We start from the raw sequence: 25,915 nt of genomic DNA on the forward strand, positions 1-25,915 counted from the left end.
AACATCGAGTATTTTTTAAAAATAAAGTATCGGCGAAAACGCCGTGATACTCTCATACTGGCACAGTTCAGCTTTCTCCAGCTTCAATATTGATTCTTCCTCCGTCAATTCACTGATAAATTGTTGCAACAGCGTTGATAACATTTCCTGCTCCGTTGGACTCGGGGTTCTTAGCAAATAGCCCAACGTAATATGATAGACATACTCATAATGGTTTCGTCGGCGGATCCCTAATGCTGATGAAAGTTTATCTCTTAATACCTGAACCTGCTCGACCGTATCGCCAGAAGGTTGAACAATGATGGCCAAGGTATTGACCACCGGTTTGTAAGCGCTAACTGAGAAGGTCAACTCAGGGGATACGATGGCATTTTCATTAATCTTGCTGACCATAAACTCGGTACACGCCTGTAATGACGCCGATATCGGCAGGTTTGTGGGCCAGTACCATCCCTCTTCACTTTTTTTACAGGCACCGTCAAAGAGCGTGATATGGTAACTTTGAGGCGGCAAAAGCGAATATAAATTATTCGTCAGTGCGGACTGGGCTAACCGCGCATGAAAATCACACAGCCGTAGATAGAGCAAGGTATGGGTAATATGGACAATAACCGTATTGCCCACAAAGGGTAACGCATTCCCGTTTTCATCAAATTTTCCATTGGTCACTCCCACGGGCAAATGTCTCTGATTCATCGTTCAACCCCTTTTCATCAAATAGCGCAATCGGTATAACGCGTAATATTTTTCTTGGATTCATGATGGAATAAATGACACTTATCCCTCGGAATGGTTATCTGCATTTCAACGGCATCAGGGATTTTTTGCCCAAAAGGCGTCACTACCCTTAAGGGGATGGCATCACCGATGGTGCCATGTAAAATCGTGTGCGATCCCAGATCTTCACGGTGATGAATGTGGAAGGGTATCCCATCATCATGGGTAAGCTGAATATCTTCGGGCCTAATCCCCATATAGGCCCTCTCAATATTTTGTTGCGTGGCAAAAGTACCTAGCAGGGTACCCTTGATGGCGACGGTATTTTCATCAAGCGTGACATCAAAAATATTCATCGCCGGCGAACCGATGAATTCTGCCACAAACACGCTGGCCGGGCGGTGATAAATCTCGGCCGGTGTGGCGAATTGTTCGATATTGCCTTTGTTCAGGATAAGAATTTTATCCGCCAGCGTCATCGCTTCAACCTGATCGTGGGTCACAAAGACTGAGGTGGCATTGATCCGCTTGTGAAGTTCCGACAGTTCAATTCGCATGTCATTTCTTAATTGCGCATCCAGGTTCGAGAGCGGCTCATCAAACAGCAACACCTTGGGCTCACGCACGATGGCTCGGCCAATTGCCACCCGCTGGCGCTGTCCTCCGGAAAGCGCATGCGGTTGGCGTTCAAGATAGTCCTGTAACCCCATCGAAGCAGCCACTTTATTGACGCGCGCTGCAATCTCTTCTTTCGGCAGCCCCATCACCTTCAGGCTGTAGCCGATATTCTTGAACACGGTCATATGGGGATACAGGGCATAGTTTTGAAATACCATGGCGCAACCGCGGTCTTTCGGCTCTTTATTCTGGACCTCCACCCCACCGATGGAAATCGTGCCAGAGCTGGTGCTTTCTAGGCCGGCTATCATCCGCAACAACGTCGACTTTCCGCACCCGGAAGGCCCTAAAATGACGGTGAACATGCCCGCCGAGATCTCGATATTACAGGCGGGGATCACCGTATTGGTTTTATTGTACGTTTTTGACACATTGCGCAAAACGATGCTCGATACAGAGGTATTACTCATATTCACCTTCTATTTCTCCGATAATGCCAGTCCCTTCACCACATGTTTTTGCAACAGTGCAATCATGATAAGGGGAATACAAGAAACCATCAGGACGGCGGTCATGATGACCGGGTAATTGGCGATCTCGCCGTCTGAACTGGGTTGCAATTTGGCCAGCCCGACCACCGCGGTTTGCATCTCGGGGGTCGATGAGGCCACCAACGGCCACAGGTAGGCGCTCCATCCTCCCAAGAACATCAGAATAAAGAGCGCAGCGAAATTGGATTTGGAAATCGGCAACAGGATATCCAGCGCGAACCGCAGCGGGCTGGCACCGTCCATTTTGGCGGCCTCTGGCAACTCTTTAGGGATGGTTTTGAAAAACTGGCGGAACATAAAGGTTCCCGTCCCGTGCGCAATCAAGGGAACGGCCAGGCCAAAGTAGGTATTGAGTACGCTCAACTCAAGATGCAGGGGTTGCCCCATCAGGCTCAGGTACAACGCCTGAATGCCCGTCACGCGAAAGAGCCAGTTGAGGGGGGCGAGGATATTGGAAGCCACTTCATAGGTGGTGACCACCCGAACATCCAGCGGTAACATGATTGTGACTAGGATCAGAGCAAAAATCACATTCGAAAACCGCAGGTTAAAGAAAACCAAGGCAAAGGCCGTGATATAGGCAAACAGGCATTTTCCCAGCGCCACTGTTAACGCAACAGACAGGCTGTTGAGGATTTGGGTTGGAATGAGCGTCTCGTTAAATAGGTATTTGATGTTTTCAACCAAATGAGTTCCAGGATAAAAGGGCGTCCCATTCTGCAACACATATTCAAACGAGTGCGTCGCGGTGGTGATCACAAAATACAGCGGGGTCAGAATAAACAACATGCCAAGGATCAGCACCGTATTGGCCGCAATGTCAATCGATCGGGTATTTTCAATCATGTTATTACCTATTGTATTTAACCCGTTTTTCCAAAAAGAAAAACTGGAAGCATGTCAGCAGCATGACGATGGCCATCAAAATCACCGTTTGGGTAGACGCACCGGACAAATCGTACGACTTAAAGGCGTCAACGTAGATCTTGTAGACAAACAAGTTGGTAGCACCGCCTGGGCCCCCTTGCGTCATTGAGTCAACCAAGGCAAAAGCCGAAGCAAAGCTCGCGGTCACTTCCAGTACCATGCAGAAGAACAATTGGGGCGAGAGTAGCGGAATTTGTATTTCAAAGAGTCTGCGCCACGGCCCTGCACCATCCACAGCAGCGGCCTGGATCATACTCTGGGGTAACCCCTGCAGACCGGCCAACAGGATAATGAAGTTGAAGGGGATCCCCCGCCAGATATAGGCAATGTTCAACATAATGTTGGCATCGGTGCCATTCAGCCCCGGATTCCAGAAGCCCGGAAACAGAGCATTAATCGGTGACAACAACCCCACATGGGGGTTGAGCAGAATGCTGAATGCCATGCCAATTGATGCGCCCGCCACGGCTTTTGGCCAGAGCAGGATATTACGTGCCGGTTTGGCCAAGCGGATGTGACGATCGGCAGCGACCGCCAGGATCAGGGGGATAAGCACCGCCGACGAAGATGCCGTGATCATAAATACAATTGAGCGGTTTATCGAATTGTAGAACTGTTCATCACTCAGTACGCGACTGAAGTTTTCCAGCCCGACAAATTCAGCCTCACCGCCAAATGGCGGCTCCAGATAGACCGACCAGAAAAATGCCTGAATGACTGGCCAGTAGAAGAAGATGCCGATTAGTAGCAGTTGGGGTATCAGTAACCCCACCGGAAGCCATCTGTTTTGATATATTTTATTCATATCCCGTCTCGTTATCGCTCGCGTTAGGGTAAGGTATGGTTCTTATAGGTACGCGCGAAGCGTTCCAGCAATTGATCGCCACGCACCTTGGCTTGCTTGATGGCCTGTTCCATGGTTTGCTGACCCGCAAAAGCCTTCTGTGTTTCTTCCATCCAGATTTCTCTGAATTGCACATAGAATCCCAGTCGAATGCCTTTGGTATTGAGGTTTCCCGGTTCGCTTAATGAACTGACCCCAACCTTAACCGTCGCAAAATCACTGTCATTCGCGAGATTTGACTGCATGATTTTTTGATAGGCCTGTTGTGTCACCGGTAAGAAACCGGTACGCCTCACATACTTGATTTGTACCTCTGGCTGGCGAAGGTAATCTAAGAAGTCCAGTACCGCGTTGTATTTCTCCTCCGTGTGGCCTTTCATTACCCAGATGGCACCGCCGCCTACCAGCGTGTTAAAACGTGGGGTATTGGCATAAATCGGCATTTTTCCAATCAGCAATTTGGTTTTATCTTTCAGAGCCAGATAGGCCTGACCATACGCACCGGAAGAAACCAATGACATGGCACATTCACCAGTGGTAAAGGCGGCGACATAGTTTCCCGCTTGGGTGTCCGCATTAAGTTTCACCAAGCCTGCCTTACGCCAAGCCTGCAGGTCATTCATGATTTTCAAGTGGGAAGTGGTATCAAAGGTATACTGGCTATTCAACGAGGTATAGCCATTGCCGTGAGTGGCAACAGGCTCTCCCTGCACTGCGGAGAATTGTTCCAGATAGCGCCACGGGTGAGCATCGGTGGAGAAAGGACAAGCCTGTCCGCTCTGCTTTAACTGCACGAGCGCCTCCCCAAACGCTTCCCAAGTGTCCGGCAAAGTATCAATACCTGCCTTTGCCAATGCCTGCTGATTGGCGATCAACACCACGGTTGACGCATTAAAGGGTTGTGCATACAGTTTGCCTTGCGAGGATTCATAGTATGAACGGATCCCGGGAATATACGCTTCCCAGTTCACCACTTTTCCCTGTTTCTCGGCCAATTCCTGCACGGGAATGACCGCATTGGAGAGCATCAGATCCAAGGTACCCGCATCAAAACCCAACACCATTTCAGGTTGGTTTTTTGTCCGATAGGAGGCTATCGTTTTTTGCATCAGGACCTCATTCCCTCCCTGGCCCACACAGTTGATCACGTTTTTATCCTGGCTTTGGTTGTACTGGTTGCAGATCTCTTGAACTGCATCGCCCAGCTTGCCCGTTTGGCCATGCCAGAAGGTGATGGTTTCAGCCTGGGAAACACTGGCTGACAATAAGGTTGCCACGAGTACGCCAAGGTTTACTGAAGAGATAGACGGTAATTTCATTATCTTTCCTTTGGTTGTTCTGGTTCAGTCGACAGAGAGTATTACATGATGAAATATCTTTTTTATGTTACGGCTCATTGTCCAGCGACGACCAAACCCACGATAGGGGGGAACCCTCCAACCCGGTGTCATTGCAGGGCTCGATACTCAGAACCGATACTGTACCCCCAAGCGGAACCCCGTCTGGCGAGCATCGGAATCATTTCTGACCGATTTGTTCAGGATGGTAGCGTAGGGTCCCCAATTCTTATCGATGTTGTATTGCACTTTGACGCTGTGCTCGTAATCGCCGTGTTTATTGTCATAGCGCAGTCGCTTGTCACTGTGGATGTAGAAATAGTTGTATTCAAAGACCCAGGGGGCCATTTTATAGAACAACCAGAGGTCGGCTCGGTTGACGTTGTCATCCTCCACCCCTGGTGTCGTATAGCGTATGTACTCCCAGCGGTAACGTAATGCGGCACTGAAGTCCTCATTGAATTTATAACTGCCATACAGCCCGGGTTTATAACCGGTGTGTGCCGTTCCACTCTGCATCACAAACACGGGTTGTAAGTTGAGCCTGTCCGTCGCGGCAAATTGATAACTCAGGGTGGCTTCAGTACCGTTGCTCACCATGTCGTTATAAGGTTTTTGTTTGTGATTTCCGCCGTTCTTCCACATGGCTTCCAAGCCAAACCCTAGGCTATTGTCAAACCGATGTGTGATAAGAAAGCGATCTTTATTGGTCTTTTCTACATCCGTGTATTCATGGCGGTAATCCAGAGTGACCGCCTGAGCCGATGAAAAGACAAGAAGCGTAGCCAGCAAAGTTGTATTTTTATAATTCATTTTTGTCACCTCTAGGTAGCAGGAACAGCCTTCATTTCATGATAATAGGGAACGACATGAAGATGCTGTAACGCACAATGTCAAACCCAAGAAATCACAATTGACACGTTCCAAAATACATTAATGCAAAAATACATCAACACTACCTATGAACCTGTGTGACAGGATTCACGTAAATAATAATATATTCTTATTTATCATATGAATATAATTATAAACATCATTTATATTGCTATTATTTATTTAAATGGAGATAACTGATGTTGTTTGGAACGATTCAATTGAACTTGTTGCGCAAACGTCGACAGAGCCTTACCTCGCATGCTGCGTTGACTTGTTATTTGGTCACTATTAAACTAATTTATTGATATTAAATATGTTATTTAACGTGGGGAGTGAGGGGTGGCGACAATCAAAGATGTGGCAAACTTGGCAGGCGTCTCCCATGGGACCGTGTCCAATGTACTCAATGGACGAGGTAATGTCAGTGTCGAAAAAGTCGAGGCAGTGATACGAGCAGCACAACAAATGGGTTATGAACTGAATGCCCAAGCCCAACTGTTACGTGCCAAAAGCCGCAATGCGTTTGCGCTGGTCGTGCCGAACATTCATGCCGAGCAGCACCATCACTTGTATGAGGGTCTCCATCAGACGTTGAAGGGGCATTTTGATGGCGAGCTTGACTTATATCTAACCGATGATGTAGCTGCAACGGAAAGAACGATCTTAAAAAAACTGGCGGGTAAAGGGTACCAGGCTGTCATTGCCGTCTCTTGCCTAGAGCGAGCCGATGAATATTATCAAACACTCAAGTTGCCGCAGACAAAAATCATCTTTGTCTACCGCAGGCCATTAGGGGCGACAACCCACATCACTCTAGATTATACTCAAGCAGCCCGGGAGCTTGGGAACGAGATCCGCCACCGCGATTTTTCAACTGTCGGCGTGCTCACTGACCCTATCCATTATCATGATGTTGAGGCATTCATTCGGGAATTAACCCGCACATTGGGTCCCTCCCGTCGGGTGATGGTGTGTAATTCGCCCGCAGCGGAAAGTTATAAAGCGGCCTTTGAGCTATTTCGCGATGGCCCGCCCGACGCCATTATTGCCATGGACAACGAAAAAGCCCGGTACAGTGTCATTGCCAATACCCTGAGGAATCGGGCCAATACCCCAGTCCTATACAAGCTAAGTGATAGCCTGCAACCGCAGCAGGAGGGTGAGTATTTTTATCAGATGAATTATCAGGAGTTGGCCACAGTCATTGCCAAAACACTAGCCAGTATACCCACAGCAACCTTGCCAACATTCATTCATAACCGCGGCTTCTCCCAACTCAGCGCTTTAGAAACGCGAGCACCATCACCTGTTTCAGATTCACTCAATGTACTGTTGTTGCCCAGCCCCTCGTCGGATGCACTGAACAAACTACTACCTCATTTCTACAAACAGACGGGGATTAATGTCCAGTTGGTCACGCTCCCCTATGATGAATTGTTCGATATACTGTCCAATTTGAACGCGCACCCCTACTATGATGTCCTGCGTCTGGATGTCGCCGCACTGCCTTGGTTTGCCCATCGTATTCTGACACCGCTTGATGATGTGTTGCCTGCATTACCCGGCTTGCTAGACAACTATGACAAGCACATCATAGATAAGTATTGTAAGGTTCATCAGATCAGTTATGCCGTGCCATTTGATGCCAGTTCCCAATTGCTTTTTTATCGTCAGGACTTGTTTCACGACACGATGCTAAGTCGCATGTTTTACGAGAAGTTTGGCCGCGAATTGCAGGTGCCGACTACGTTTCAGGATTTTGATACGATCGCAGATTTTTTTACCGCGCTACACCAGCCAGGAAACCCACAGCGGCCCATGGGGACGTCAATGACGTTGGGTAACTCGGCGCTGATTGCCACGGAATACCTCACCCGCTATTACGCCATGGGCGGGCAGTTGCTGAAAAAGAGCGGCCCTCCTCATCTGGACAGGGATATCGCGATCGCGGCATTGCAGGACTACCTGCATCAGCTCAGCATCAGTATGCCTTTACAGGAGAGTTGGTGGAACGCGGCCGTCAAACGATTTGAGCAGGGAGAGTTAGCGATGCAAATTGCCTACATGAACCTGTTCAATGATGTAGCCCACAGCCCTATCTTTCCGGCCCTGGGATACGCGTCCGTGCCCGGTGGCATACCGCAATTAGGGGGCGGCTCGTTAGGGCTATCGCGCTACAGCAAAAAACACCGTCAAACCGCGTTGTTCTTCGACTGGCTCTATTCCGAAGAAATTGTTGAACACCGCGTCTTACTCGGCGGAAGTAGCGCGCATAAAAGCATGTGCCGTAATCAACTCATCATCCAACAATATCCCTGGTTCGGTACACTGGAGGAAAATGTGCCAAAAGGGATCCGTGAATCCAGCTGGCATGACGGCACGCCGTTTGATTTACGCAGTGCCGAACGTGTGATTGGGCTAGGAGTCAGTTATGCTATCAATGCGCTTAAGAACATCGAGCAGGTGATCGATGACATCAATCAGCAACTGCTCGAATATGTTGAATGATAAACTGTCAGTGGAGTCGCCCGAGTCAGTGAATTTGCTTTGTTCCACGTGTATTTTTATCGTCTGCATTCCGTTAAATCAGCCAGCTCAATCTCTTTCCATGAAAGTAACTTTTGAAAATGAAAATGGCCCCTGCCGGAGCCATGTTTCATTTAACTCATTGTATCTGTGCAATTTCAACCATAAAACTTGATTCGCCGATAATACCGCTGGCGCCTAGAAAAATAGGGATCATAACGCCATCGCCATGGCCAAAATCAATTTCAATGTCTTTGGACTCCACTGGTGACGCAGTAACACCGGTCATGGTTACCGGGAATTTAACCTAAATACATCCCGCACACCTGGCTGTTTAGCGGCAATAATTTCCCGCACCAGTCTAGGATTTCAGCCTTGAAACAAGCCAGAGACAGGCGAACAATCACTCAAACCGCGATAGCGACCGCATTAGAGCTGCCACAGCCATTTATTGCTAAGGTTGAAAGCGGGGAAAGGCGTCTGGATGTGGTGGCATTGATCGGTCTGGCACAGCTTCTGGGTATGGACTGGCAAAATGAACAATAAAGAATTGCCGGCAAATATGTCCCTCTGTAACTCAGTCCTCATTAATAACCTGATACAGGGGGAGCATCGCCGCACCGCGTGACGCGCTCTGTGCCCCCATCGAGGACGCAGTCAGCCTCACTTTCGGGCGGTTGGGGTCGAGCCGGGTTTCCAGCCGCTGATTCAGCTCCTGCACCAGACGGCTGATAATCGGTTTCGGCATCGCGCCGCCAAGTACAATGATTTGCGGATCCACCCACTGCACGCAGCCGAACACTGTCTGCTCCACCTGACCACGACAGCGTTCAAACCAGCTTTCCAGCAGCGGATGCTGCCTGGCGATCAGCTCCGGTAGCTGAGTTTCACTGAACCCTTCACGCTCCAGCGTGGTAAGCAGATCCTTATACGACGGTCGCGGCGTACCCGACGGAAAGGCCATCCCCACTTCACCGGCATTGCAGAACCCGCCGCGCAGCATTTTATGCCCGGAGATAATCCCCGCGCCGATACCGTAGCCAAGGTCGATAAAGGTCAGATCGCTGTACGCATTCCATTCGCCGCTGTACAGTTCGCCTACCGCCGAAGCGTTGGCATTGTTCTCCACCCACGTCGGCCACGGCAGGTTGTCGGCAAACGCCTGCTGTAAATCCACCTCGCGCCAGCTCTCCAGCCACGGCACGCTGTGGCGCTTACGTCCGTCTGCTTTCAGAAAGCCCGGCACCGCATAACCAATGCCGAGAATACGCGCGTGCTGGAGCTGGCGCTTTTTCAGCGTCTGCTCCACCAGGGTTTTAATCTGTGCAAGGGTCGCCGCCAGCGGCTGGTTCTCCTGATGAACTTCGGAAAGTGACAATAATTGGCGACCGCTGAGATCGACCACCGTCATATCGATAAAGCCGGGGCTGAACGACAGCCCGATAGCGCAGCCACCACCGGGGTTAAGGCGCAGCGGCAGCGACGGCTGACCGCGCTGTCCGGTATTGCGCTCCCCTTCCACCACCAGGCCGGAGAACATCAACTCCCGACACTGCTGGGTGATCGCCCCCGCCGTCAGCCCGGACAGCCGCGCCAGCTCGGCTCGCGTCACCGGGGCGTGGCGGCGGATCAGTTCCAGCAGCAGACGCTGCGAACCGCGCAGTTCAAGGCGTTCAGAGTGGGAGTTCATGGTGTCCTTAATTTTTATCTAATCCCAGCGCAGTCCGGCTTCTTCAATCAGCCCCTGCAAATACGGAATATCATCGTGGCTGAGCATATCAATCAGCCCCGCCTGCATCCAGCCGATAATCACCGGACGACTGTCACAGCCGAATTTATAGTCGTACTGCTCCAGCGGCGTCATGTCGTTTTTCATTTCATGCAGATACATCCGCACGCCCAGCCCGGCGTTTTTGTAGGCCCGCAGATCGTCGATATGGGCGAACTCGAACTCAAAGCAGACGCACCCCGCGTTCGACTGCTGCACCGCCGCAAGCTGGTTATTGTACCGCTCCAGCGTCACCACCTGTAACACCAGTTGCGGGATTTGCGCCTTCACCCGATTTATCAGTACATGGTTGAAGCCCAGTAGCTGGATATGGCCGATGGCCTCCGGCTGTTCACGCAGTAGCGCGACCAGCGCCGCCACAAACTCGTCGTGGCGGTTGCGTTGTTTGACCTCAACAATCAGCCCCATGCCGTTTTCCACCGCCCAGCGCAGCACGTCCGCCAGCAAGGGGATGCGCACTCCGGCAAACGACTGATAGTATTTCACGCCAAAGTCGCACGCCAGCAGCTGCGGGTACGTCATCTGCTCCACAAATCCGTGCCCGGTGGATACCCGGTCGATACGGTGATCGTGCGTGACCACCAGCTGGTTATCCGCCGTCAGGTGGATATCGATTTCAATACAGTGGGTTCCCGCTAGCCGGGCGGCTTCAAAGGCCGGAAAGGTGTTTTCCGGCGCGCAGCTGGAATAACCCCGGTGGCTGTTGACCAGCACAATCCCCTCTGCCGCCCGGTGAAAGTTAAACGCCATCTTTAAGTTCCTCATAATGAAAGATGGTTATTAACTTTACTATTTAAATTTAAATTCGAAAGTATTTTCTTCGCAGCCGATATTAAGACTTTGTTTTTAAATAAGTTAATTTTGATAGTTGTACATGTTTTAATTTTGACGATCGTCATCACATAAATTTAATGTTTAGTGTGTAAATTTAATAGCCATCTTTCATCCGACGGAAAACGGGCTTATGTCAAAACTGGTTCTGGAACAAGTGACCAAAACGTTCGACGAATTCTATGCCGCCAGGGAAATCTCGTTCTGCGCCGAAGAGGGGGAGTTCGTGACCCTGCTCGGGCCGAGCGGCTGCGGTAAAACCACCCTGCTGAAAATGATCGGTGGCTTTCACCAGCCGGACAGCGGACGCATTCTGATTGGCGATAAAGCGGTGAACGCGCTACCGCCGGAAAAGCGCAATACCGCCATGTGCTTTCAGTCCTATGCGCTGTTCCCGCACCTCAACGTGGCGCACAACATCTGCTTTGGCCTGAAGCAGAAAAAGGTCGCCATCAGCGAACAGCAGGCCCGGCTGGCGGAGGCGCTGAAGCAGGTGGGGCTGGAAAGTCAATGTCTGAAAATGCCAGCCCAACTCTCCGGCGGCCAGCAGCAACGCGTGGCACTGGCGCGGGCGATGATCACCCGCCCGGACGTGATCCTGTTCGACGAACCGCTCTCCAACCTCGACGCCAAGCTGCGAGAGAGCGTGCGTTTTGAAATCAAGGAACTCCAGCGGCAGTACCAGCTCACCTCGATCTACGTCACCCACGACCAGGCGGAAGCGCTGGCGATGTCGGACAAAATCGTGGTGCTGAACGCCGGTAACGTCGAGCAGATCGGCAAGCCCGAGGAGATCTACTACCGTCCGGCAAACCGCTTTGTGGCAGACTTTATCGGCGCGGCCAATATCGACACCGCGCAGGTCACGCCCGCAGAGCAGCCGGGCTATTACCGGGTACGCTGCGCCCTGGGTGAGTTTTATGTCTTCTCAGACCAGTCGCCGCGCGCGGAGCACTGCTACATCTGCTGGCGACCGGAAGACGCGCAGTATGTCAGCCAGCCACAAACAGGCGACAACCACTTCACCCTGACGCTTGACAAAATGGCCTTTATGGGCAATCTCACCGAAGCCTGGGGCCACAACGACAGCGGGTTATCGGTCCGTTTACAGCTAATTAAAAAGCCGCCCGTCGCACCCGGCGAACGCGCTTGCTTCCGTCTGGCGGAAAACGCCATCCATTTTCTGGAGCCGGTATCATGAAAAACTGGCGCAACGATGCGGTCGCCTGGCTGCTGATGCTCAGCGGGCTGGGCACCATTCTGCTGTTGATGGGATCGACGTTTTACGTGGTGATCATCCAGAGTCTGGGCTGGTTCAACCTCGAAGGCGACAGCCATTTCTCGCTGGAGTACTGGCGCAATATGTTGCAGGACAAGGTGCTGCAAAGCGCCCTGTTCTACTCGGTGAAAGTGTCGCTGCTGGGGGCGTTCGGCTCGGTGATTTTTACTTACCCACTGGCGCTATGGCTGCGTAAACCGATGGCCGGTAAAGAAGGGATTATCGCGGTGCTGCGTGCGCCGATGTTTATCCCCGGCCTAGTGGCGGCATTCCTGTTCGTCAATATCGTCGCTTACCACGGCATTATCAACGAACTGCTGCTGGCGCTGGGCATTATCAGCGAGCCGCGGCGGATGCAGAACGACGATTTCGGCTGGGGCGTCGTTATCCTGCAAATCTGGAAGAACCTGCCCTTCGCCCTGATCCTCGTCGGCGGCGCGGTCAACGCCATCCGTAACGACGTACTGGACGCCGCCAGCAATCTCGGCGCCAGCCGCTGGCGCAGTTTTACCGGCGTGATGGTACCGCTGACGCTGCCCGCCGTGCAGGTGACGCTGATTCTGGTGTTTATCGGCGCGCTGGGCGACTTCGCCTTCTTCTCGGTGGCCGGGCCGCGCAACACCTATTCGCTGGCGCGGCTGATGCAGGCCACCGCCATGGAGTACGGCGAGTGGAATAACGCGGCGGTGATTGCGGTGATCATTATGGTCACAGCGGCCATCTGCACGCTGCTGATTGCCACGCTGATTACCCCGTTCGCCACCCGCAAAGGAGAGGTCAAATGAGCCACACTGCCAACGGTCGCCGGGTGGTGACGATTTCGCTGATCTTCTTCGTGGCCGCCAACCTGGTCTGGCTGGGAATGCCGTTCGGCATGGCGATCCTCTGGTCGCTGGTTGACCCGGCCCATCCGTGGAGCTATCCGGATATCTTCCCACCTGTGCTGTCCTTCAGCCGCTGGCTGCTGGTGTGGGAGAAAACCTCACTGTCCGAGGCGCTGTTCAACAGCTACACCATCGCGCCTGCGGTGGCGGTGGTCAGCCTGCTGCTGTCGCTGCCCACCGCGTATGCCTTCGGGCGCATGACCTTTCGCGGCAAGGCGGTGGCGGAGATGCTGACGCTGATCCCGCTGGTGATGCCAGGAATGCTGATCGGGATCTTCTTCAGCGCCATGCTCATCAACCTCAATATCGACAACGCTTTTATCAGCATCGTTATCGGCCATACGGTGCTGACGCTACCCTATTCGATCCGCATTATGTCGGCAGGGTTTAAGGCGGTGCCGCAGGATCTGATCGACGCCAGCCGTGACTTAGGCTCCGGCGCGTGGGGCACCTTCTGTAACGCCTATCTGCCTCTGCTGAAACCGAGCTTCCTGGCGGCGCTGATTTTTTGTCTGGTGCGAAGTCTGGAGGAGTTCAGCATCTCATACGTGCTGGGCGCGCCTGATTTTATCACCGTCCCGACCATTCTTTACTCTTTCCTCGGCTACTCCTTCGTCCGCCCGGATGCAGCGGTGGTGTCGATGATTCTGGTAATACCCAACGTCATCCTGATGGTCATCATCGAGAAGTTGCTGAAGGGGAACTATCTGTCGCAATCCACGGGGAAAGCCTGACCTTTTACAGGAGAAACATAATGAAAAAAGCACTAATAATGTTAGCCGGAGGGTTGCTGTGCAGCTCGCTGGCACAGGCTGCGGATAATGCCGAGCTGGTTGCACAGGCAAAAAAAGAGGGCAGCGTGACCTTTAACGTCTGGTACCTACATCCACAGTGGCGCAGCTTTGTGAAGGGCTTTGAGCAGCAGTACGGCGTTAAGGTTCGCATCCCGGAAGGCAGCATTGACGGCAATATGAACAAGCTGCTGGCGGAAGCGGGCAAAGCGAAGGGCAAAATTGACGTCATCGCCCTGTCGGTAGCGCAACTGCCGGTAACGACGGGGGCGAAAGCGCTGGCGAAGGTGGACGATCTGCCAGGCTATGGCGACGCCATTCACCAGATTCAGAACGTCGATACTCAGGGCTACGCCGTGGCGTTCTGGGGCAACCAGACCGGGTTTGCTTACGACCCGCAGCAAATGGGCGATCGGGCGCTGCCGCAGACGCTGGAGCAACTGCAAAGCTTTATCGACGCCAATCCAAAGCGTTTCGGCTATAACGACCCGAATAACGGCGGCGCAGGAGAGGCGTTTATCCAGCGTATCGTCACTATTCAGGGCGGCGAGTTTAACAGCGAAGCGGAGAGCGTTGACCCGGCGGTGGTGAAAAGCTGGCAGAAAGGCTGGCAGTGGTTTGCCGCCAACAGCGACAAAATCACCCGCACCGCCTCCGGCGCTGACAGCCTGACTCGCCTGAACGACGGCGAGCTGATGCTGACGCCCGCCTGGGAAGATCATCTGGCTGGCCTGCAAAAAACTGGGGCCATCACCTCGCGGCTGAAATTTTACGTGCCGGTGTTTGGTATGCCCGGCGGCGGTAACATCGCGGCCATTGCCACTAACAGCCCACACCCGGCGGCATCACGGCTGTTCCTTAACTGGCTGATTCTGCCCGAAACGCAAAAAGCGCTGAATCAGGCGTTTGGTTCGACCCCCATGATCAAACAGACTAGCCCGAACGTGAAGCGCCCGGACGCCACGGTGCAGTTTTACGGCAAGGCGTACAGTACGCAGCTCAGAAAAGAGTTTGTGCGTGAAGTCATGATGCAGTAAGCCTCAATTTGCGTGCAGCTATAAACAATTTCCCCCAGAACCTGACCACGCGAAAAGGCAGAATGCAAAAGGTTCAGGGGAAGGGGTTGAAGGGATAACGGGCTTGCCCGGAAAAGGCTCCCCCTTCGTCTTTCGGGTTGCAGTCCCGCGACCCGAAATCCATTGGGTATAAAGGGCCATTATGCGGATATGGCTGACGCGCAAACAAACAGAGACCACATCATCCGACGGTAAGCCGAACGCCACGGAGGGATGGCTGCAACCTGAATCTTCGCAAACACTACTGGCAGTCTCATCGCGCCAGCAGCTTATCCAGTTTATTCGCCAGAGCACCGCGCTCCCCGCCTCATTGTTTGAACGCTTCTGGTTAACGCCGCTCCACCGCTTTGCGGAACTGGCGCAGTCATTTCCCGCCTCGGAAAACCACCATCATGCCCATGCAGGCGGTCTGCTCGATCACAGCCTCGAAGCCGCCTGTTATGCCGCACGGCTGCGGCAAAGTTATCTTTTTCCGCCTGATGCAGCACCGGAAGATCAGGCTGCTCAGTCCGAACGCTGGACAACGGTCATCATCTACGCTGCGCTGCTGCACGATGTGGGCAAACTTGTCACCGATATTGAGGTGGAAGATGCCAGCGGGCAACGCTGGTTTCCATGGCATGGTCCGCTGACCCAGCCTTATCGGTTCCGTTATTTGCCGCAACGTGATTACTTGCGCCATCCGGCTGCGGCAGCTCTTTTACTTGCCCAACTTATTCCCCCGGAAAGCCTCGACTGGCTAGCCACCGATGCCGCTGCATTATCCACTCTGCTGCACTGCCTGAACGGACAGTATCAGTATGCCGGGCTGGCAGGTGAACTGGTGCAGAAAGCCGACCGGGCATCGGTGGCGTTTAATCTCGGTGGCGATCCAGTTAAGGCTATCCACCGCCCACAAACCTCACTGCCGCAGCAAATAATCGCCGCCCTGCGTGACCTGCTGGCGCATGACTTCCGGCTCAATAACCCGAACGGTGGCTCTGACGGCTGGCTGACAGAAAACGCATTGTGGCTGGTCAGCAAGAACGCTGCCGATGCCATGCGTGGCTGGCTGCTGCGCCAGGGTATTGATGCCGTACCGCAGCATAACGTGCGGCTGTTCGATGAGATGCAGACGCATCAGTTACTGATCCCGTGCGTAGACAAGGCTATCTGGCATTGCCGGATTGCAGCCAACGGCGGCTGGAGCAGTGAACTCACACTATTGCGCTTCCCCCCTTCGCTGATTTGGGAGGATCCACAGCAACGTCCTGCAATCTTTAGTGGAACAGTTACGCCGTTAACGGAAGCGCTAAAAGAGACAGAAGCCGTAGTTTCAGGAGACGCACCTGTGGAACAATCACCCACCGAACCAGATGACACGCCATTTTCGGGCGAAACATTCTGGCAGTGGCTGGTTGATAACTGCCGGGCGCAGCATCTGGAAATAAACGAACCCAACGCCCGGATCCACACCGTCGCCGGGACGGCGTTTCTGGTCACTCCCGGTATTTTTAAACTCTGGCTGGACGCCTGTGGCCAGAATGAACCTGCGGAGCGCTGGCGGGAAGTACAGAAAGGATTTCAGAATCTGCACCTTCACCGAAAAAGAAAAAACGGCCTAAACATCTGGCACTGCGCCGTTGTCGGTCCGCGCCGTAGCTCACGTCTGAAGGGATATCTTCTTGACGATCCCACGCCGCTTTTTGGAGATGACATTCCCTTCAATAACCCTCATCTCTTACTCAGTGAAGGAGAGGATGCAAATGACCTTTGAAAAACTCCTGGAAGAGTATTTTTTTGCCCGACTGTTGCGCCCTGATACCCAGGACTGCTATCGCACGGCGGTAAATCAGTTTACCCACTGGCGCAACGTCCTGCCCGCCGAAGTCACGCCTCATATGGTACTGGAGTGGCGCAGCTATCTGTTAAATGTGCGTGGTATCAAGCCAGTGAGCTGGAATCACTATATGCGCCATATGCGGGCATTATATAACTTTGCGATTGAACAGGGCCTTCTGGAGCAGTTTATCAATCCGTTTCATAAAACATCGCTTCGGGAATCCCGCAAGAAAAAGAAAACCTTGTCCCGCGAGCAGATCCTCGCCTCACGCAAAATACTGAACCATTTTATTGAACAGGAGAATACACTGCGAGGCTACCGTTCACCGTTCTATCCGGCCTGGTTCTGGCTGGCCATGGTCGAAACTTTTAATTACACCGCTATCCGTCTGAACCAGCTTATTCATCTGCGCGTTAAAGACGTCGATCTGGTCTATGACACCCTGTTTATTCAGAGTGAAGGTAGCAAAAGCCATGATGAACATATTGTTCCTATCGCCTCGCGGCTACGACCTTATCTGGAACATTTACTTGCCGAGGCTAAAACACAGGGCATGCGGCCAAACGATCAGTTGTTCAACATCAACCGCTTCAGTCGGCGGACGCTACGGCAGGGCAAAGTAATGACGGAAAATCAGGTCAGTTATTTCTTTGCCAAACTCAGCGATGCCTGCCACAGCCGTTTTTCATCGCACCGCTACCGGCACACCGTCGCCACCGAACTGATGCAGAAACCAGAGCAAAATCTGTATGTCACGCAGAAACTGCTCGGCCACCGCGATATTAAGGTGACGCTCAGCTATATTGAACACAATGTCGAGATGCTCAGAAGTTGCGTGGAGAGAGATTGACAAAACAGGAAGTGAGTGAAAAGATCCGGCCCGAGGCTTTATAAACAAAAAAAGCCGGAGATGCGGCTATTTTGTAGTTGCCGTCAACATCCAGCTTCATTGCACAACATATTGATTGTTGTAGGTTTTTCGATTACCCACATAGCTTTTGGTGCCGAAGGCCGGACTCGAACCGGCACGTCTTTCAACGGTTGATTTTGAATCAACTGCGTCTACCGATTTCGCCACTTCGGCACGAAGAGGTATGCGGAAAACGTTGTGGATTATACCTGTCGCGAGTCACCTTGCAAGCTCCATTCTGTCTTCTGCTCGCTGAGTGCTGAAAAAATCAGCGCATCATCAGTCTGTTGTATTACTGAGACTAATTCAAAGCCCTTATGACGGCACCAAAATCTGACAAAACCTGCGGCTCCCGGCACTGGTTTTCCCTCCACATCATGATAGTCTTTCAAAGACCATCCCCTTCGGAGATAGCACCCGTTTATGATACGCCTCGCTGTTATTGGAACTAACTGGATCACCCGTCAGTTCGTCGATGCTGCCCACGAAAGCGGCAAGTATAAACTCACCGCCGTCTACTCCCGCTCGCTGGAACAGGCGCAGGCTTTTGCCAACGACTATCTGGTAGAGCACCTGTTCACCAATCTGCAGGCGATGGCGCAGAGCGATGAGATAGATGCGGTGTATATCGCCAGCCCAAACTCCCTGCATTGCGCGCAAACGCAGCTGTTTTTAAGCCATAAAAAGCATGTGATTTGTGAGAAGCCGCTGGCGTCTAATTTGCGTGAAGTGGAAGCGGCGATTGCCTGCGCGCGTGAAAACCAGGTGGTATTGTTCGAAGCGTTTAAAACCGCCAGTTTGCCGAACTTTATTGCGCTGCAGCAGGCATTGCTGAAAGTCGGCAAGATCCGCAAAGTGCTACTCAACTACTGCCAGTACTCTTCACGCTATCAGCGTTATCTGGACGGTGAGAATCCAAACACCTTTAATCCGGCGTTCTCGAACGGCTCGATTATGGATATCGGTTTTTACACCCTGGCTTCGGCAGTTGCGCTGTGGGGCGAGCCGTATTCGGTTCATGCCACGGCAAGCCTGCTAGAAAGCGGTGTGGATGCCCACGGTTCGGTGCAGATGGATTACGGCGATTTTGATGTGAATCTGCTGCACTCGAAAGTCAGTGATTCAACGATCCCAAGTGAGATTCAGGGGGAGGCGGGGTCGCTGGTTATCGAGAAAATCTCTGAATGCCAGCGCATCACCTTTATTCCACGCGGCGGCAAGCCGCAGGATCTGACGCAGCCGCAGCACATCAATACCATGCTGTATGAAGCTGAAGTTTTTTCTCGTCTGGTTGCCGATAACGAAGTGAATCATCCGGGCCTGGTAACGTCGCGTACTACCGCGGCGCTCACAACCGAGATCCGCGCCCAGACGGGCGTGAAATTCCCGGCGGATGATGTTGCCACACAGCTACCGGCGTAAAGCTATGTAAAAGCAGGGTAGCAAAATGTTGACTGATTGTAGCATCCGTAATATTTTGTTACCCGCAAAGGGGAGTAACTTCATTGCCGGTCAATCGTCATTACGGTGTTAGCGCACCCGGTTACCGGGCAATGCGAATGGTTTTTTACCCAAAAAATCATTCCGCGTTGTAAGTGAGACCTTGCCGGAAGGCGAGATCCCTGTTGCAAGCATTAGCGGCTGGCGTCTTCCGACGTTGGCCGTTTTTGTTTTTATAGGAATCATTTTTATGAATAGTGTCGGCACTCCATTACTGTGGGGCGGTTTTGCCGTCGTGGTCGTCATCATGCTGGCTATCGACCTCTTTTTACAGGGGCGTAAAGGCTCGCACACCATGTCCATGAAGCAGGCGGCCGTGTGGTCCCTGGTCTGGGTTTCGCTTTCGCTGCTGTTTAACGCGGCATTCTGGTGGTATCTCACCGGAACATCTGGCCGCGAAGTGGCGGATACACAAGCTCTCGCCTTCCTTACCGGCTACCTGATTGAAAAAGCGCTGGCGGTGGATAACGTCTTCGTCTGGCTGATGCTGTTTAGCTACTTCGCCGTGCCTGCGGCGCTGCAGCGTCGGGTGCTGGTTTACGGGGTGCTGGGCGCGATTGTGCTGCGTACCATTATGATTTTCGCCGGCAGCTGGCTGATTTCTCAGTTCGAATGGCTGCTGTATGTGTTCGGCGCGTTCCTGCTGTTCACCGGTATCAAAATGGCGCTGGCGAAAGAAGATGAGAGCGGCATTGGCGATAAGCCGCTGGTGCGCTGGATCCGTGGCCATCTGCGCATGACCGACAAAATCGAAGGCGAGCATTTCTTCGTTCGCAAAAACGGTATTTTGTTTGCCACGCCGCTGCTGCTGGTGCTGATTCTGGTTGAGCTGAGCGATGTGATTTTTGCCGTCGACAGTATTCCGGCAATCTTTGCGGTCACCACCGATCCGTTCATCGTGCTGACGTCGAACCTGTTTGCCATCCTCGGCCTGCGTGCTATGTACTTCCTGCTGGCAGGCGTGGCCGAGCGCTTCACCATGCTGAAGTACGGTTTGTCGGTGATTCTGGTGTTTATCGGCGTGAAGATGATGATTGTCGATTTCTACCACATCCCAATCGCGATTTCGCTTGGCGTGGTGGGCGGTATTCTGGCGTTTACGCTGATCCTCAACGCGTTTGTGAACTACCGTAACGATCGCAAGAAGCTGGCGAGGTAATACCTCCCCGCTTTGATGGGGTAGGGAAGCGGCAGCGTTATCCGGGTTGGATGGCGCGGCTGTCCTGCCCACACAAGCAATACCCTGTTTAGGCAGGGTTTTTCTTTTTATCCTGCGCACTTCCGGCAAGTCAATTGGCCCCTCGGGCCTGGTTTTATGATTTGTCGCTAATGTCACATATTTGTTAATATTTAGTTATAAAATCTAGCCCATCCCGAAATAATCAGTGATTACTACTTACGTCTTCGCGACATTTCCTTATACTCGACCAGGCACACACATTTCTTTACATCCGGTCAGTTAAGTACCTCAGAGTACCGACGCAGGATGGGACGACACATCACACAGGAAGGTTACAAATGGCTACACAATCTCCGGGTCTTCTTAAACGCCTGGCACAAGGCAGTCTGGTCAAGCAGATATTGGTCGGACTGGTGCTGGGTATTGCTCTTGCGGCAGTTTCCAAACCCGCGGCAGTGGCCGTAGGATTGCTCGGAACATTATTCGTTGGGGCGCTGAAAGCGGTTGCCCCGGTACTGGTTCTGATGCTGGTGATGGCGTCGATAGCCAACCATAAGCACGGCCAGAAAACCAGCATCCGCCCGATTCTGGTGCTCTACCTGCTGGGTACCTTCACTGCGGCATTAACCGCCGTTGTGATCAGCTTCCTGTTCCCTTCTACGTTGCACCTTGTCACCGGCGCAACAGATATCACGCCGCCATCGGGCATCGTTGAAGTTCTGCGTGGCTTGTTGCTGAGCATGGTATCTAACCCGATCGATGCGCTGCTCAACGCTAACTACATCGGTATTCTGGTGTGGGCGGTGGGTCTGGGCTTCGCGCTGCGCCACGCTAACGAAAGCACCAAAAACCTGATTAACGATGTCTCCGATGCGGTAACCTTTATCGTGAAAGTGGTGATTCGCTTAGCGCCAGTCGGTATTTTTGGCCTGGTTGCCTCAACGCTTGCTACCACCGGCTTTGAAACCCTGTGGAGCTACGCGCAGCTGCTGCTGGTGCTGGTTGGCTGTATGCTCGGCGTGGCGTTGATCATCAACCCGCTGCTGGTGTTTATGAAAATTCGTCGCAACCCGTACCCGCTGGTGTTTGCTTGCCTGCGCGAAAGTGGCGTCACTGCCTTCTTTACCCGCAGTTCCGCAGCCAACATTCCCGTAAATATGGCGCTGTGTGAAAAGCTGAACCTGGATCGTGATACTTACTCGGTCTCCATCCCATTGGGCGCAACCATTAATATGGCAGGCGCGGCCATCACCATTACCGTGCTGACTCTGGCGGCGGTGAATACTCTGGGTGTACCTGTAGATCTGCCAACGGCGCTGCTGCTGAGCGTGGTGGCTTCCCTGTGTGCCTGTGGCGCATCGGGTGTAGCAGGGGGGTCGCTGCTGCTGATCCCACTGGCCTGCGGCATGTTCGGTATTCCGAATGAGATTGCCATGCAGGTGGTTGCAGTCGGCTTTATCATCGGCGTATTGCAGGACTCCTGCGAAACTGCGCTGAACTCCTCAACTGACGTGCTGTTTACCGCGGCGGCCTGCCAGGCAGAGGACGCGCGCCTGGCTGATAAAAACCCGTTACGCGGCTAATGCTCAATGCTCCCTGTCTTACGAGGCAGGGAGTGACCCTTCTTATTGCTGCACCTCTTTTTCGACCTTAAACGGGTCGATACCGCGTCTTTGCATCCGCCAGAAGCGTATGATATTCAGGCCATTCATTACCAGAAAACTCCCTTCGATTAGCGTGCCGCCAATCGATCCCAGCCAGAAGTTATGCGTGACCCAGCACGCGGTGGAGCACCACATCACGCAGCGCGTGGTCAGCCCTTTGCAGCGAAATAGCGCCCAGGTACTGGCGACGGTGCCGAAAATCGGCAGCAGCTCCATCGCGTGGTTGAATTTAGATAAACCTAGCCCCAGGGTTAGCGTGATAAAAATCCCCATTACCCACAGGCTGCGGGTGCGCAGAGAAATCACGGTGCGCAGGGCGTTAAGCTCCGCGCTCATGCTCGCCGGGCTTGCCCCCATTAAAAAGAAGTGAACGCCGATGATGGCGCTGTATGCCGCCAGCTGTAGCTTGAAACGCCGTTCATCGCGGTTGATGAAGGTGGTAATCCCGACCAGAAAGGCTAAAACGCCGACGCCCTGGGCAACCCAATACGCGGTCATGACAAATCCTTGTGAGTAACATCGAGGCGAAAAAAAACGGCATTCTGAGTATCAAAATGCCGTTTCATGTTAGCACCTGCCTGAGGTTTTACAACGTAACGCCGCTTTTAAAGATTGCCAACTCACGGAAATCATTACGTTCATTGCAGGTTTTTTTGCCGTTGGCGATATCAACAATGGTGTCGATAAACTCGCTCAGCAGGGTATTCATGTCGCTGCCGTGCAGCAGTTTGCCCGCGTCAAAATCAATCCAGTGTGGCTTTTTCGTCGCCAGTTCACTGTTGGTGGCGATTTTCACCGTCGGCACAAAACCGCCGTATGGCGTACCGCGTCCGGTGCTGAACAGCACCATATGGCAGCCCGCACCGGCAAGCGCGCTGGTGGCAACGGCATCGTTACCCGGCGCGCTTAACAGGTTCAGGCCTGGCGTTTTCAGGCGCTCGCCATAACGCAGCACGTCGACAACCTCGCTCTCGCCGGCTTTTTGCGTGCAGCCCAGCGATTTTTCTTCGAGCGTGGTGATACCGCCAGCTTTGTTCCCTGGTGATGGGTTTTCGTAGATCGGCTGGTTGTGTTCGATGAAGTACTGTTTGAAGTCGTTCACCATGGTGACGGTTTTCTCAAACGTGGCTTCATCGCGGCAATGGCTCATCAGAATGCGTTCCGCCCCAAACATTTCCGGGACTTCAGTCAGTACGGTTGTGCCGCCGTTAGCCACCATGTAGTCGGAGAAACGGCCCAGCATTGGGTTTGCGGTAATACCGGACAAACCGTCAGAACCGCCGCATTCCAGGCCAAACTTCAGCTCGCTGATTTTGCCCGGCGTGCGTTTGTCGTTGCGCATCACTTCGTACAGCGCTTGCAGCTGCTCAAGGCCGGCTTCTACTTCGTCGTCCTGCTGCTGGCAAACCATGAACTTCACGCGGGATTCATCATACTCGCCCAGCGTTTCACGGAATGCGCTCACCTGGTTGTTTTCACAACCCAGGCCAATCACCAGCACCGCGCCCGCGTTCGGGTGATGGACCATGTTTTGCAGCATGGTGCGGGTGTTGATGTGATCTTCACCCAGCTGCGAACAACCAAACGGGTGGCTGAACAGGAACACACCGTCGATATCTTCGGCATCGTGATTCTGCTTCAGGAAACGGTTCTGGATCTGACGCGCGATGCCGTTAACACAGCCCACGGTTGGCAGGATCCACAGTTCGTTACGCACTCCCACGCTGCCGTTTTCGCGACGGTAAATCTCAATGTCGCGGTCTGCAGCCTGGCCTGCCAGCGTCTGGAAATCAGGTTGATAGCGATACTCATCCAGGTCGCTCAGATTCGTGCGCACGTTATGCGAGTGAATGTGCTCCCCGGCTTCAATCGTGGCTAACGCATGGCCAATCGGCAGGCCATATTTAACCACGTTCTCACCCTGCGCAATGGTAACCAGCGCAAATTTATGGCCACGCCCCACCGGCTGGCGCAGCGCTATCTCTGCACCTTCAACGGTAACGGCTTCACCTTCAGCCAGGTCCACTAACGCAACGGCGACGTTATCTTGCGTATGGATCTTGATGTATTGCATATCAACCTCAGAGCCTGATTAGTTCAGTTCAATGCCAAAGTAGTCTCGGGCGTTGTTAAAGCAGATGTTTTCTACCATGCTACCCAACAGTTTGATGTCCGCTGGCGCTTCGCCTGCTTCAACCCAACGGCCAATCATCTGGCACAGAATGCGGCGGAAGTATTCGTGGCGGGTGTATGACAGGAAGCTACGGCTGTCAGTCAGCATGCCAACAAAACGGCTCAGCAGACCCAGCTGCGCCAGCTGCGTCATTTGACGCTCCATGCCGTCTTTCTGGTCGTTGAACCACCAACCAGAACCAAACTGCATCTTGCCCGGCATCCCTTCGCCCTGGAAGTTGCCAATCATGGTGCCCAGCACTTCGTTATCGCGTGGGTTCAGGCAGTACAGGATAGTTTTTGGCAGTTCATTGTTTTCATTCTGCTTGCTGAGCAGGCGAGAAAGCTCTTCAGCCATTGGGCGGTCGTTGATGGAGTCAAAGCCCACATCCGGCCCCAGCAGTTTGAACTGGCGCAGGTTGTTGTTACGCAGCGCGCCAATGTGGTACTGCTGAACCCAGCCGCGACGGGTATATTCTGCCGCCAGCCAAACCAGAACCGCAGTTTTAAACTGGGCAGTTTCATGTTCGGTTGGGGTCGCGCCAGAAAGACGACGTGCCAGGATACCGTCGAGAGTCGCTTCGTCTGCTTCCGCAAACAGAACCACGTCTAATGCGTGGTCGGAAACTTTACAGCCGTGTGCCGCGAAGTGGTCCAGACGTTTGCTCAGGGCCGCTTGCAGGTCGCTGAAACGACGGATGTCGGTATCAGAAACTTCAGCCAGTTTACCCATGTATTCAACGAAGGTTTCTTGTTCGATATTGAACGCTTTGTCCGGGCGCCAGCTTGGCAGCACTTTGGTTTCAAACGCGTCTAATGCGATTTGACGGTGGAAACGCAGATCGTCAATGGGATCGTCAGTCGTGCCGACCATCTTCACGTTCATCTGTTTCATGATGCCGCGCGCAGAGAAGTTGTCCTGAGCCAGCAGCTCGTTACATTCGTTCCAGATCTCATCAGCAGTGGCTGGCGACAGCAGCTTGCCGGTGATGCCGAACGGGCGACGCAGTTCGAGGTGGGTCCAGTGGTACAGCGGGTTGCCGATAGTGTGCGGAACCGTTGCAGCCCATGCATCGAATTTCTCACGGTCAGAGGCATCGCCAGTACACAGACGCTCTTCCACACCGTTAGCACGCATGCCGCGCCACTTATAGTGATCGCCCTTTAACCAGATGTCATACAGGTTTTTAAAACGATAGTCTTCTGCAACCTGCTGCGGTTGAAGGTGGCAGTGATAGTCGAAAATAGGCTGATCGGCTGCAAACTCATGGTACAAACGGCGGGCAAATTCGGTATCAAGGAGAAAATCTTCAGTCATAAACTGGGCCATTGTAGGGTTCCTCTGTTCATAGCAGTTCGATGCTTACGCATAATGCAAATAAAGTTATCACACCAATTTACGCAGGCCGAGTGGATTTTTGAGATGTTCATCACAAAAACCATACTTTTATTGTTAATATTCTGTGTAAAAAGAACCCGTATCCCGCGCCGTTTCTGGCCTGAAAGCCTGTACTCCCTAAGAGTAAGCTGATCGACACTTTTGTGATATCACTCAACTTTTGAAGCTGTATGACAAGTTATCTTTCTGCCGTCGCAATACTTAAGTAATGGAAATACATCA

General features: G+C 52.8%; 24 protein-coding genes and 1 tRNA gene. 11 read left to right on the forward strand and 14 right to left on the reverse strand.

Features of this window, described 5'->3' with window-relative positions:
• Positions 1-15 precede the first annotated feature (15 nt).
• The 6 genes from EHN07_RS06695 to EHN07_RS06720 form a co-directional block, all read right to left on the reverse strand.
• Positions 16-696 (reverse strand): DUF1868 domain-containing protein, encoded by a 681-nt coding sequence (locus EHN07_RS06695; RefSeq protein WP_124023396.1) that lies wholly within the window; start codon positions 694-696, stop codon positions 16-18.
• A 17-nt stretch (positions 697-713) separates the two neighbouring features.
• The gene (locus EHN07_RS06700; protein WP_124023397.1) at positions 714-1,805 is read right to left on the reverse strand and encodes an ABC transporter ATP-binding protein; all 1,092 of its coding nucleotides are present in this window, start codon (positions 1,803-1,805) and stop codon (positions 714-716) included.
• Positions 1,806-1,814: 9 nt separating this feature from the next.
• A complete protein-coding gene (locus tag EHN07_RS06705) occupies positions 1,815-2,732 on the reverse strand; it encodes an ABC transporter permease subunit (RefSeq protein ID WP_124023398.1) in 918 nt (305 codons plus the stop codon).
• A gap of 4 nt (positions 2,733-2,736) precedes the next feature.
• Positions 2,737-3,618 (reverse strand): carbohydrate ABC transporter permease, encoded by an 882-nt coding sequence (locus EHN07_RS06710; protein WP_124023399.1) that lies wholly within the window; start codon positions 3,616-3,618, stop codon positions 2,737-2,739.
• Positions 3,619-3,641: 23 nt separating this feature from the next.
• On the reverse strand, positions 3,642-4,976 hold the full coding sequence (locus EHN07_RS06715) for an extracellular solute-binding protein (RefSeq protein ID WP_124023400.1): 1,335 nt from the start codon (positions 4,974-4,976) through the stop codon (positions 3,642-3,644).
• Positions 4,977-5,123: 147 nt separating this feature from the next.
• Entirely contained in the window at positions 5,124-5,807 is a 684-nt protein-coding gene (locus EHN07_RS06720; protein ID WP_124023401.1) for an oligogalacturonate-specific porin KdgM family protein, read from the reverse strand.
• Between the two features lie 402 nt (positions 5,808-6,209).
• Here EHN07_RS06720 and EHN07_RS06725 point away from each other — a divergent pair, with 402 nt between their 5' ends.
• Positions 6,210-8,378 carry an extracellular solute-binding protein gene (locus EHN07_RS06725; protein ID WP_124023402.1) on the forward strand — a complete coding sequence of 723 codons (2,169 nt, stop codon included), beginning with the start codon at positions 6,210-6,212 and terminating at the stop codon, positions 8,376-8,378.
• Between the two features lie 157 nt (positions 8,379-8,535).
• Here EHN07_RS06725 and EHN07_RS20465 read toward each other — a convergent pair whose 3' ends face one another.
• Entirely contained in the window at positions 8,536-8,685 is a 150-nt protein-coding gene (locus tag EHN07_RS20465; protein ID WP_167467294.1) for a hypothetical protein, read from the reverse strand.
• 86 nt (positions 8,686-8,771) lie between these two features.
• Between EHN07_RS20465 and EHN07_RS06730 the strand changes: the two genes are divergently transcribed.
• Entirely contained in the window at positions 8,772-8,942 is a 171-nt protein-coding gene (locus EHN07_RS06730) for a helix-turn-helix domain-containing protein (RefSeq protein ID WP_341867463.1), read from the forward strand.
• A 31-nt stretch (positions 8,943-8,973) separates the two neighbouring features.
• Here the strand turns inward: EHN07_RS06730 and EHN07_RS06735 are convergent, their stop codons facing one another.
• Positions 8,974-10,086 (reverse strand): ROK family transcriptional regulator, encoded by a 1,113-nt coding sequence (locus tag EHN07_RS06735; protein ID WP_124023404.1) that lies wholly within the window; start codon positions 10,084-10,086, stop codon positions 8,974-8,976.
• Positions 10,087-10,104: 18 nt separating this feature from the next.
• Complete coding sequence (locus EHN07_RS06740; protein WP_124023405.1) at positions 10,105-10,935, reverse strand: glycerophosphodiester phosphodiesterase; 831 nt, start codon at positions 10,933-10,935, stop codon at positions 10,105-10,107.
• A 214-nt stretch (positions 10,936-11,149) separates the two neighbouring features.
• Between EHN07_RS06740 and EHN07_RS06745 the strand changes: the two genes are divergently transcribed.
• The 6 genes from EHN07_RS06745 to EHN07_RS06770 all read left to right on the forward strand — a co-directional run bounded on the left by EHN07_RS06745 (position 11,150) and on the right by EHN07_RS06770 (position 17,718).
• Positions 11,150-12,217 (forward strand): ABC transporter ATP-binding protein, encoded by a 1,068-nt coding sequence (locus EHN07_RS06745; RefSeq protein WP_124023406.1) that lies wholly within the window; start codon positions 11,150-11,152, stop codon positions 12,215-12,217.
• Positions 12,214-13,080, forward strand: coding sequence for an ABC transporter permease (locus EHN07_RS06750; protein WP_124023407.1), 867 nt, complete (start codon positions 12,214-12,216; stop codon positions 13,078-13,080). Before EHN07_RS06745 ends, EHN07_RS06750 begins: the two co-directional genes overlap by 4 nt.
• A complete protein-coding gene (locus tag EHN07_RS06755; protein WP_124023408.1) occupies positions 13,077-13,913 on the forward strand; it encodes an ABC transporter permease in 837 nt (278 codons plus the stop codon). Before EHN07_RS06750 ends, EHN07_RS06755 begins: the two co-directional genes overlap by 4 nt.
• Before the next feature lie 20 nt (positions 13,914-13,933).
• Complete coding sequence (locus EHN07_RS06760) at positions 13,934-15,007, forward strand: extracellular solute-binding protein (protein ID WP_124023409.1); 1,074 nt, start codon at positions 13,934-13,936, stop codon at positions 15,005-15,007.
• A gap of 181 nt (positions 15,008-15,188) precedes the next feature.
• On the forward strand, positions 15,189-16,802 hold the full coding sequence (mobH, locus tag EHN07_RS06765) for a MobH family relaxase (RefSeq protein WP_124023410.1): 1,614 nt from the start codon (positions 15,189-15,191) through the stop codon (positions 16,800-16,802).
• Positions 16,792-17,718, forward strand: a complete 927-nt coding sequence (locus EHN07_RS06770) for a tyrosine-type recombinase/integrase (protein WP_124023411.1) — start codon at positions 16,792-16,794, stop codon at positions 17,716-17,718. Before mobH ends, EHN07_RS06770 begins: the two co-directional genes overlap by 11 nt.
• A gap of 149 nt (positions 17,719-17,867) precedes the next feature.
• Here EHN07_RS06770 and EHN07_RS06775 read toward each other — a convergent pair.
• Together EHN07_RS06775 and EHN07_RS06780 are read right to left on the reverse strand one after the other, a co-directional pair.
• Positions 17,868-17,952, reverse strand: a tRNA-Leu gene (locus EHN07_RS06775).
• Between the two features lie 29 nt (positions 17,953-17,981).
• Positions 17,982-18,170, reverse strand: coding sequence for a hypothetical protein (locus tag EHN07_RS06780; protein WP_124023412.1), 189 nt, complete (start codon positions 18,168-18,170; stop codon positions 17,982-17,984).
• Positions 18,171-18,201: 31 nt separating this feature from the next.
• On the opposite strand from EHN07_RS06780, the gene EHN07_RS06785 reads away from it, so the two are divergent.
• The 3 genes from EHN07_RS06785 (at position 18,202) to sstT (ending at position 22,041) form a co-directional block, all read left to right on the forward strand.
• Complete coding sequence (locus EHN07_RS06785; RefSeq protein ID WP_124023413.1) at positions 18,202-19,200, forward strand: Gfo/Idh/MocA family protein; 999 nt, start codon at positions 18,202-18,204, stop codon at positions 19,198-19,200.
• A 268-nt stretch (positions 19,201-19,468) separates the two neighbouring features.
• Positions 19,469-20,437, forward strand: a complete 969-nt coding sequence (locus EHN07_RS06790) for a TerC family protein (protein WP_124023414.1) — start codon at positions 19,469-19,471, stop codon at positions 20,435-20,437.
• Between the two features lie 359 nt (positions 20,438-20,796).
• Positions 20,797-22,041 carry a serine/threonine transporter SstT gene (gene sstT / locus EHN07_RS06795; RefSeq protein WP_124023415.1) on the forward strand — a complete coding sequence of 415 codons (1,245 nt, stop codon included), beginning with the start codon at positions 20,797-20,799 and terminating at the stop codon, positions 22,039-22,041.
• A 42-nt stretch (positions 22,042-22,083) separates the two neighbouring features.
• Here the strand turns inward: sstT and EHN07_RS06800 are convergent, their stop codons facing one another.
• The 3 genes from EHN07_RS06800 to uxaC all read right to left on the reverse strand — a co-directional run bounded on the left by EHN07_RS06800 (position 22,084) and on the right by uxaC (position 25,624).
• Positions 22,084-22,620 (reverse strand): YgjV family protein, encoded by a 537-nt coding sequence (locus EHN07_RS06800; protein WP_124023416.1) that lies wholly within the window; start codon positions 22,618-22,620, stop codon positions 22,084-22,086.
• An 88-nt stretch (positions 22,621-22,708) separates the two neighbouring features.
• On the reverse strand, positions 22,709-24,196 hold the full coding sequence (locus EHN07_RS06805; RefSeq protein ID WP_124023417.1) for a UxaA family hydrolase: 1,488 nt from the start codon (positions 24,194-24,196) through the stop codon (positions 22,709-22,711).
• A gap of 18 nt (positions 24,197-24,214) precedes the next feature.
• Positions 24,215-25,624: a glucuronate isomerase gene (gene uxaC / locus EHN07_RS06810; protein WP_124023418.1), complete on the reverse strand. Its 1,410-nt coding sequence runs from the start codon at positions 25,622-25,624 to the stop codon at positions 24,215-24,217.
• Positions 25,625-25,915 lie beyond the last annotated feature (291 nt).

The sequence above is a fragment of the Buttiauxella warmboldiae genome, assembly GCF_003818135.1.
Taxonomy (GTDB): Bacteria; Pseudomonadota; Gammaproteobacteria; order Enterobacterales; family Enterobacteriaceae; genus Buttiauxella; species Buttiauxella warmboldiae.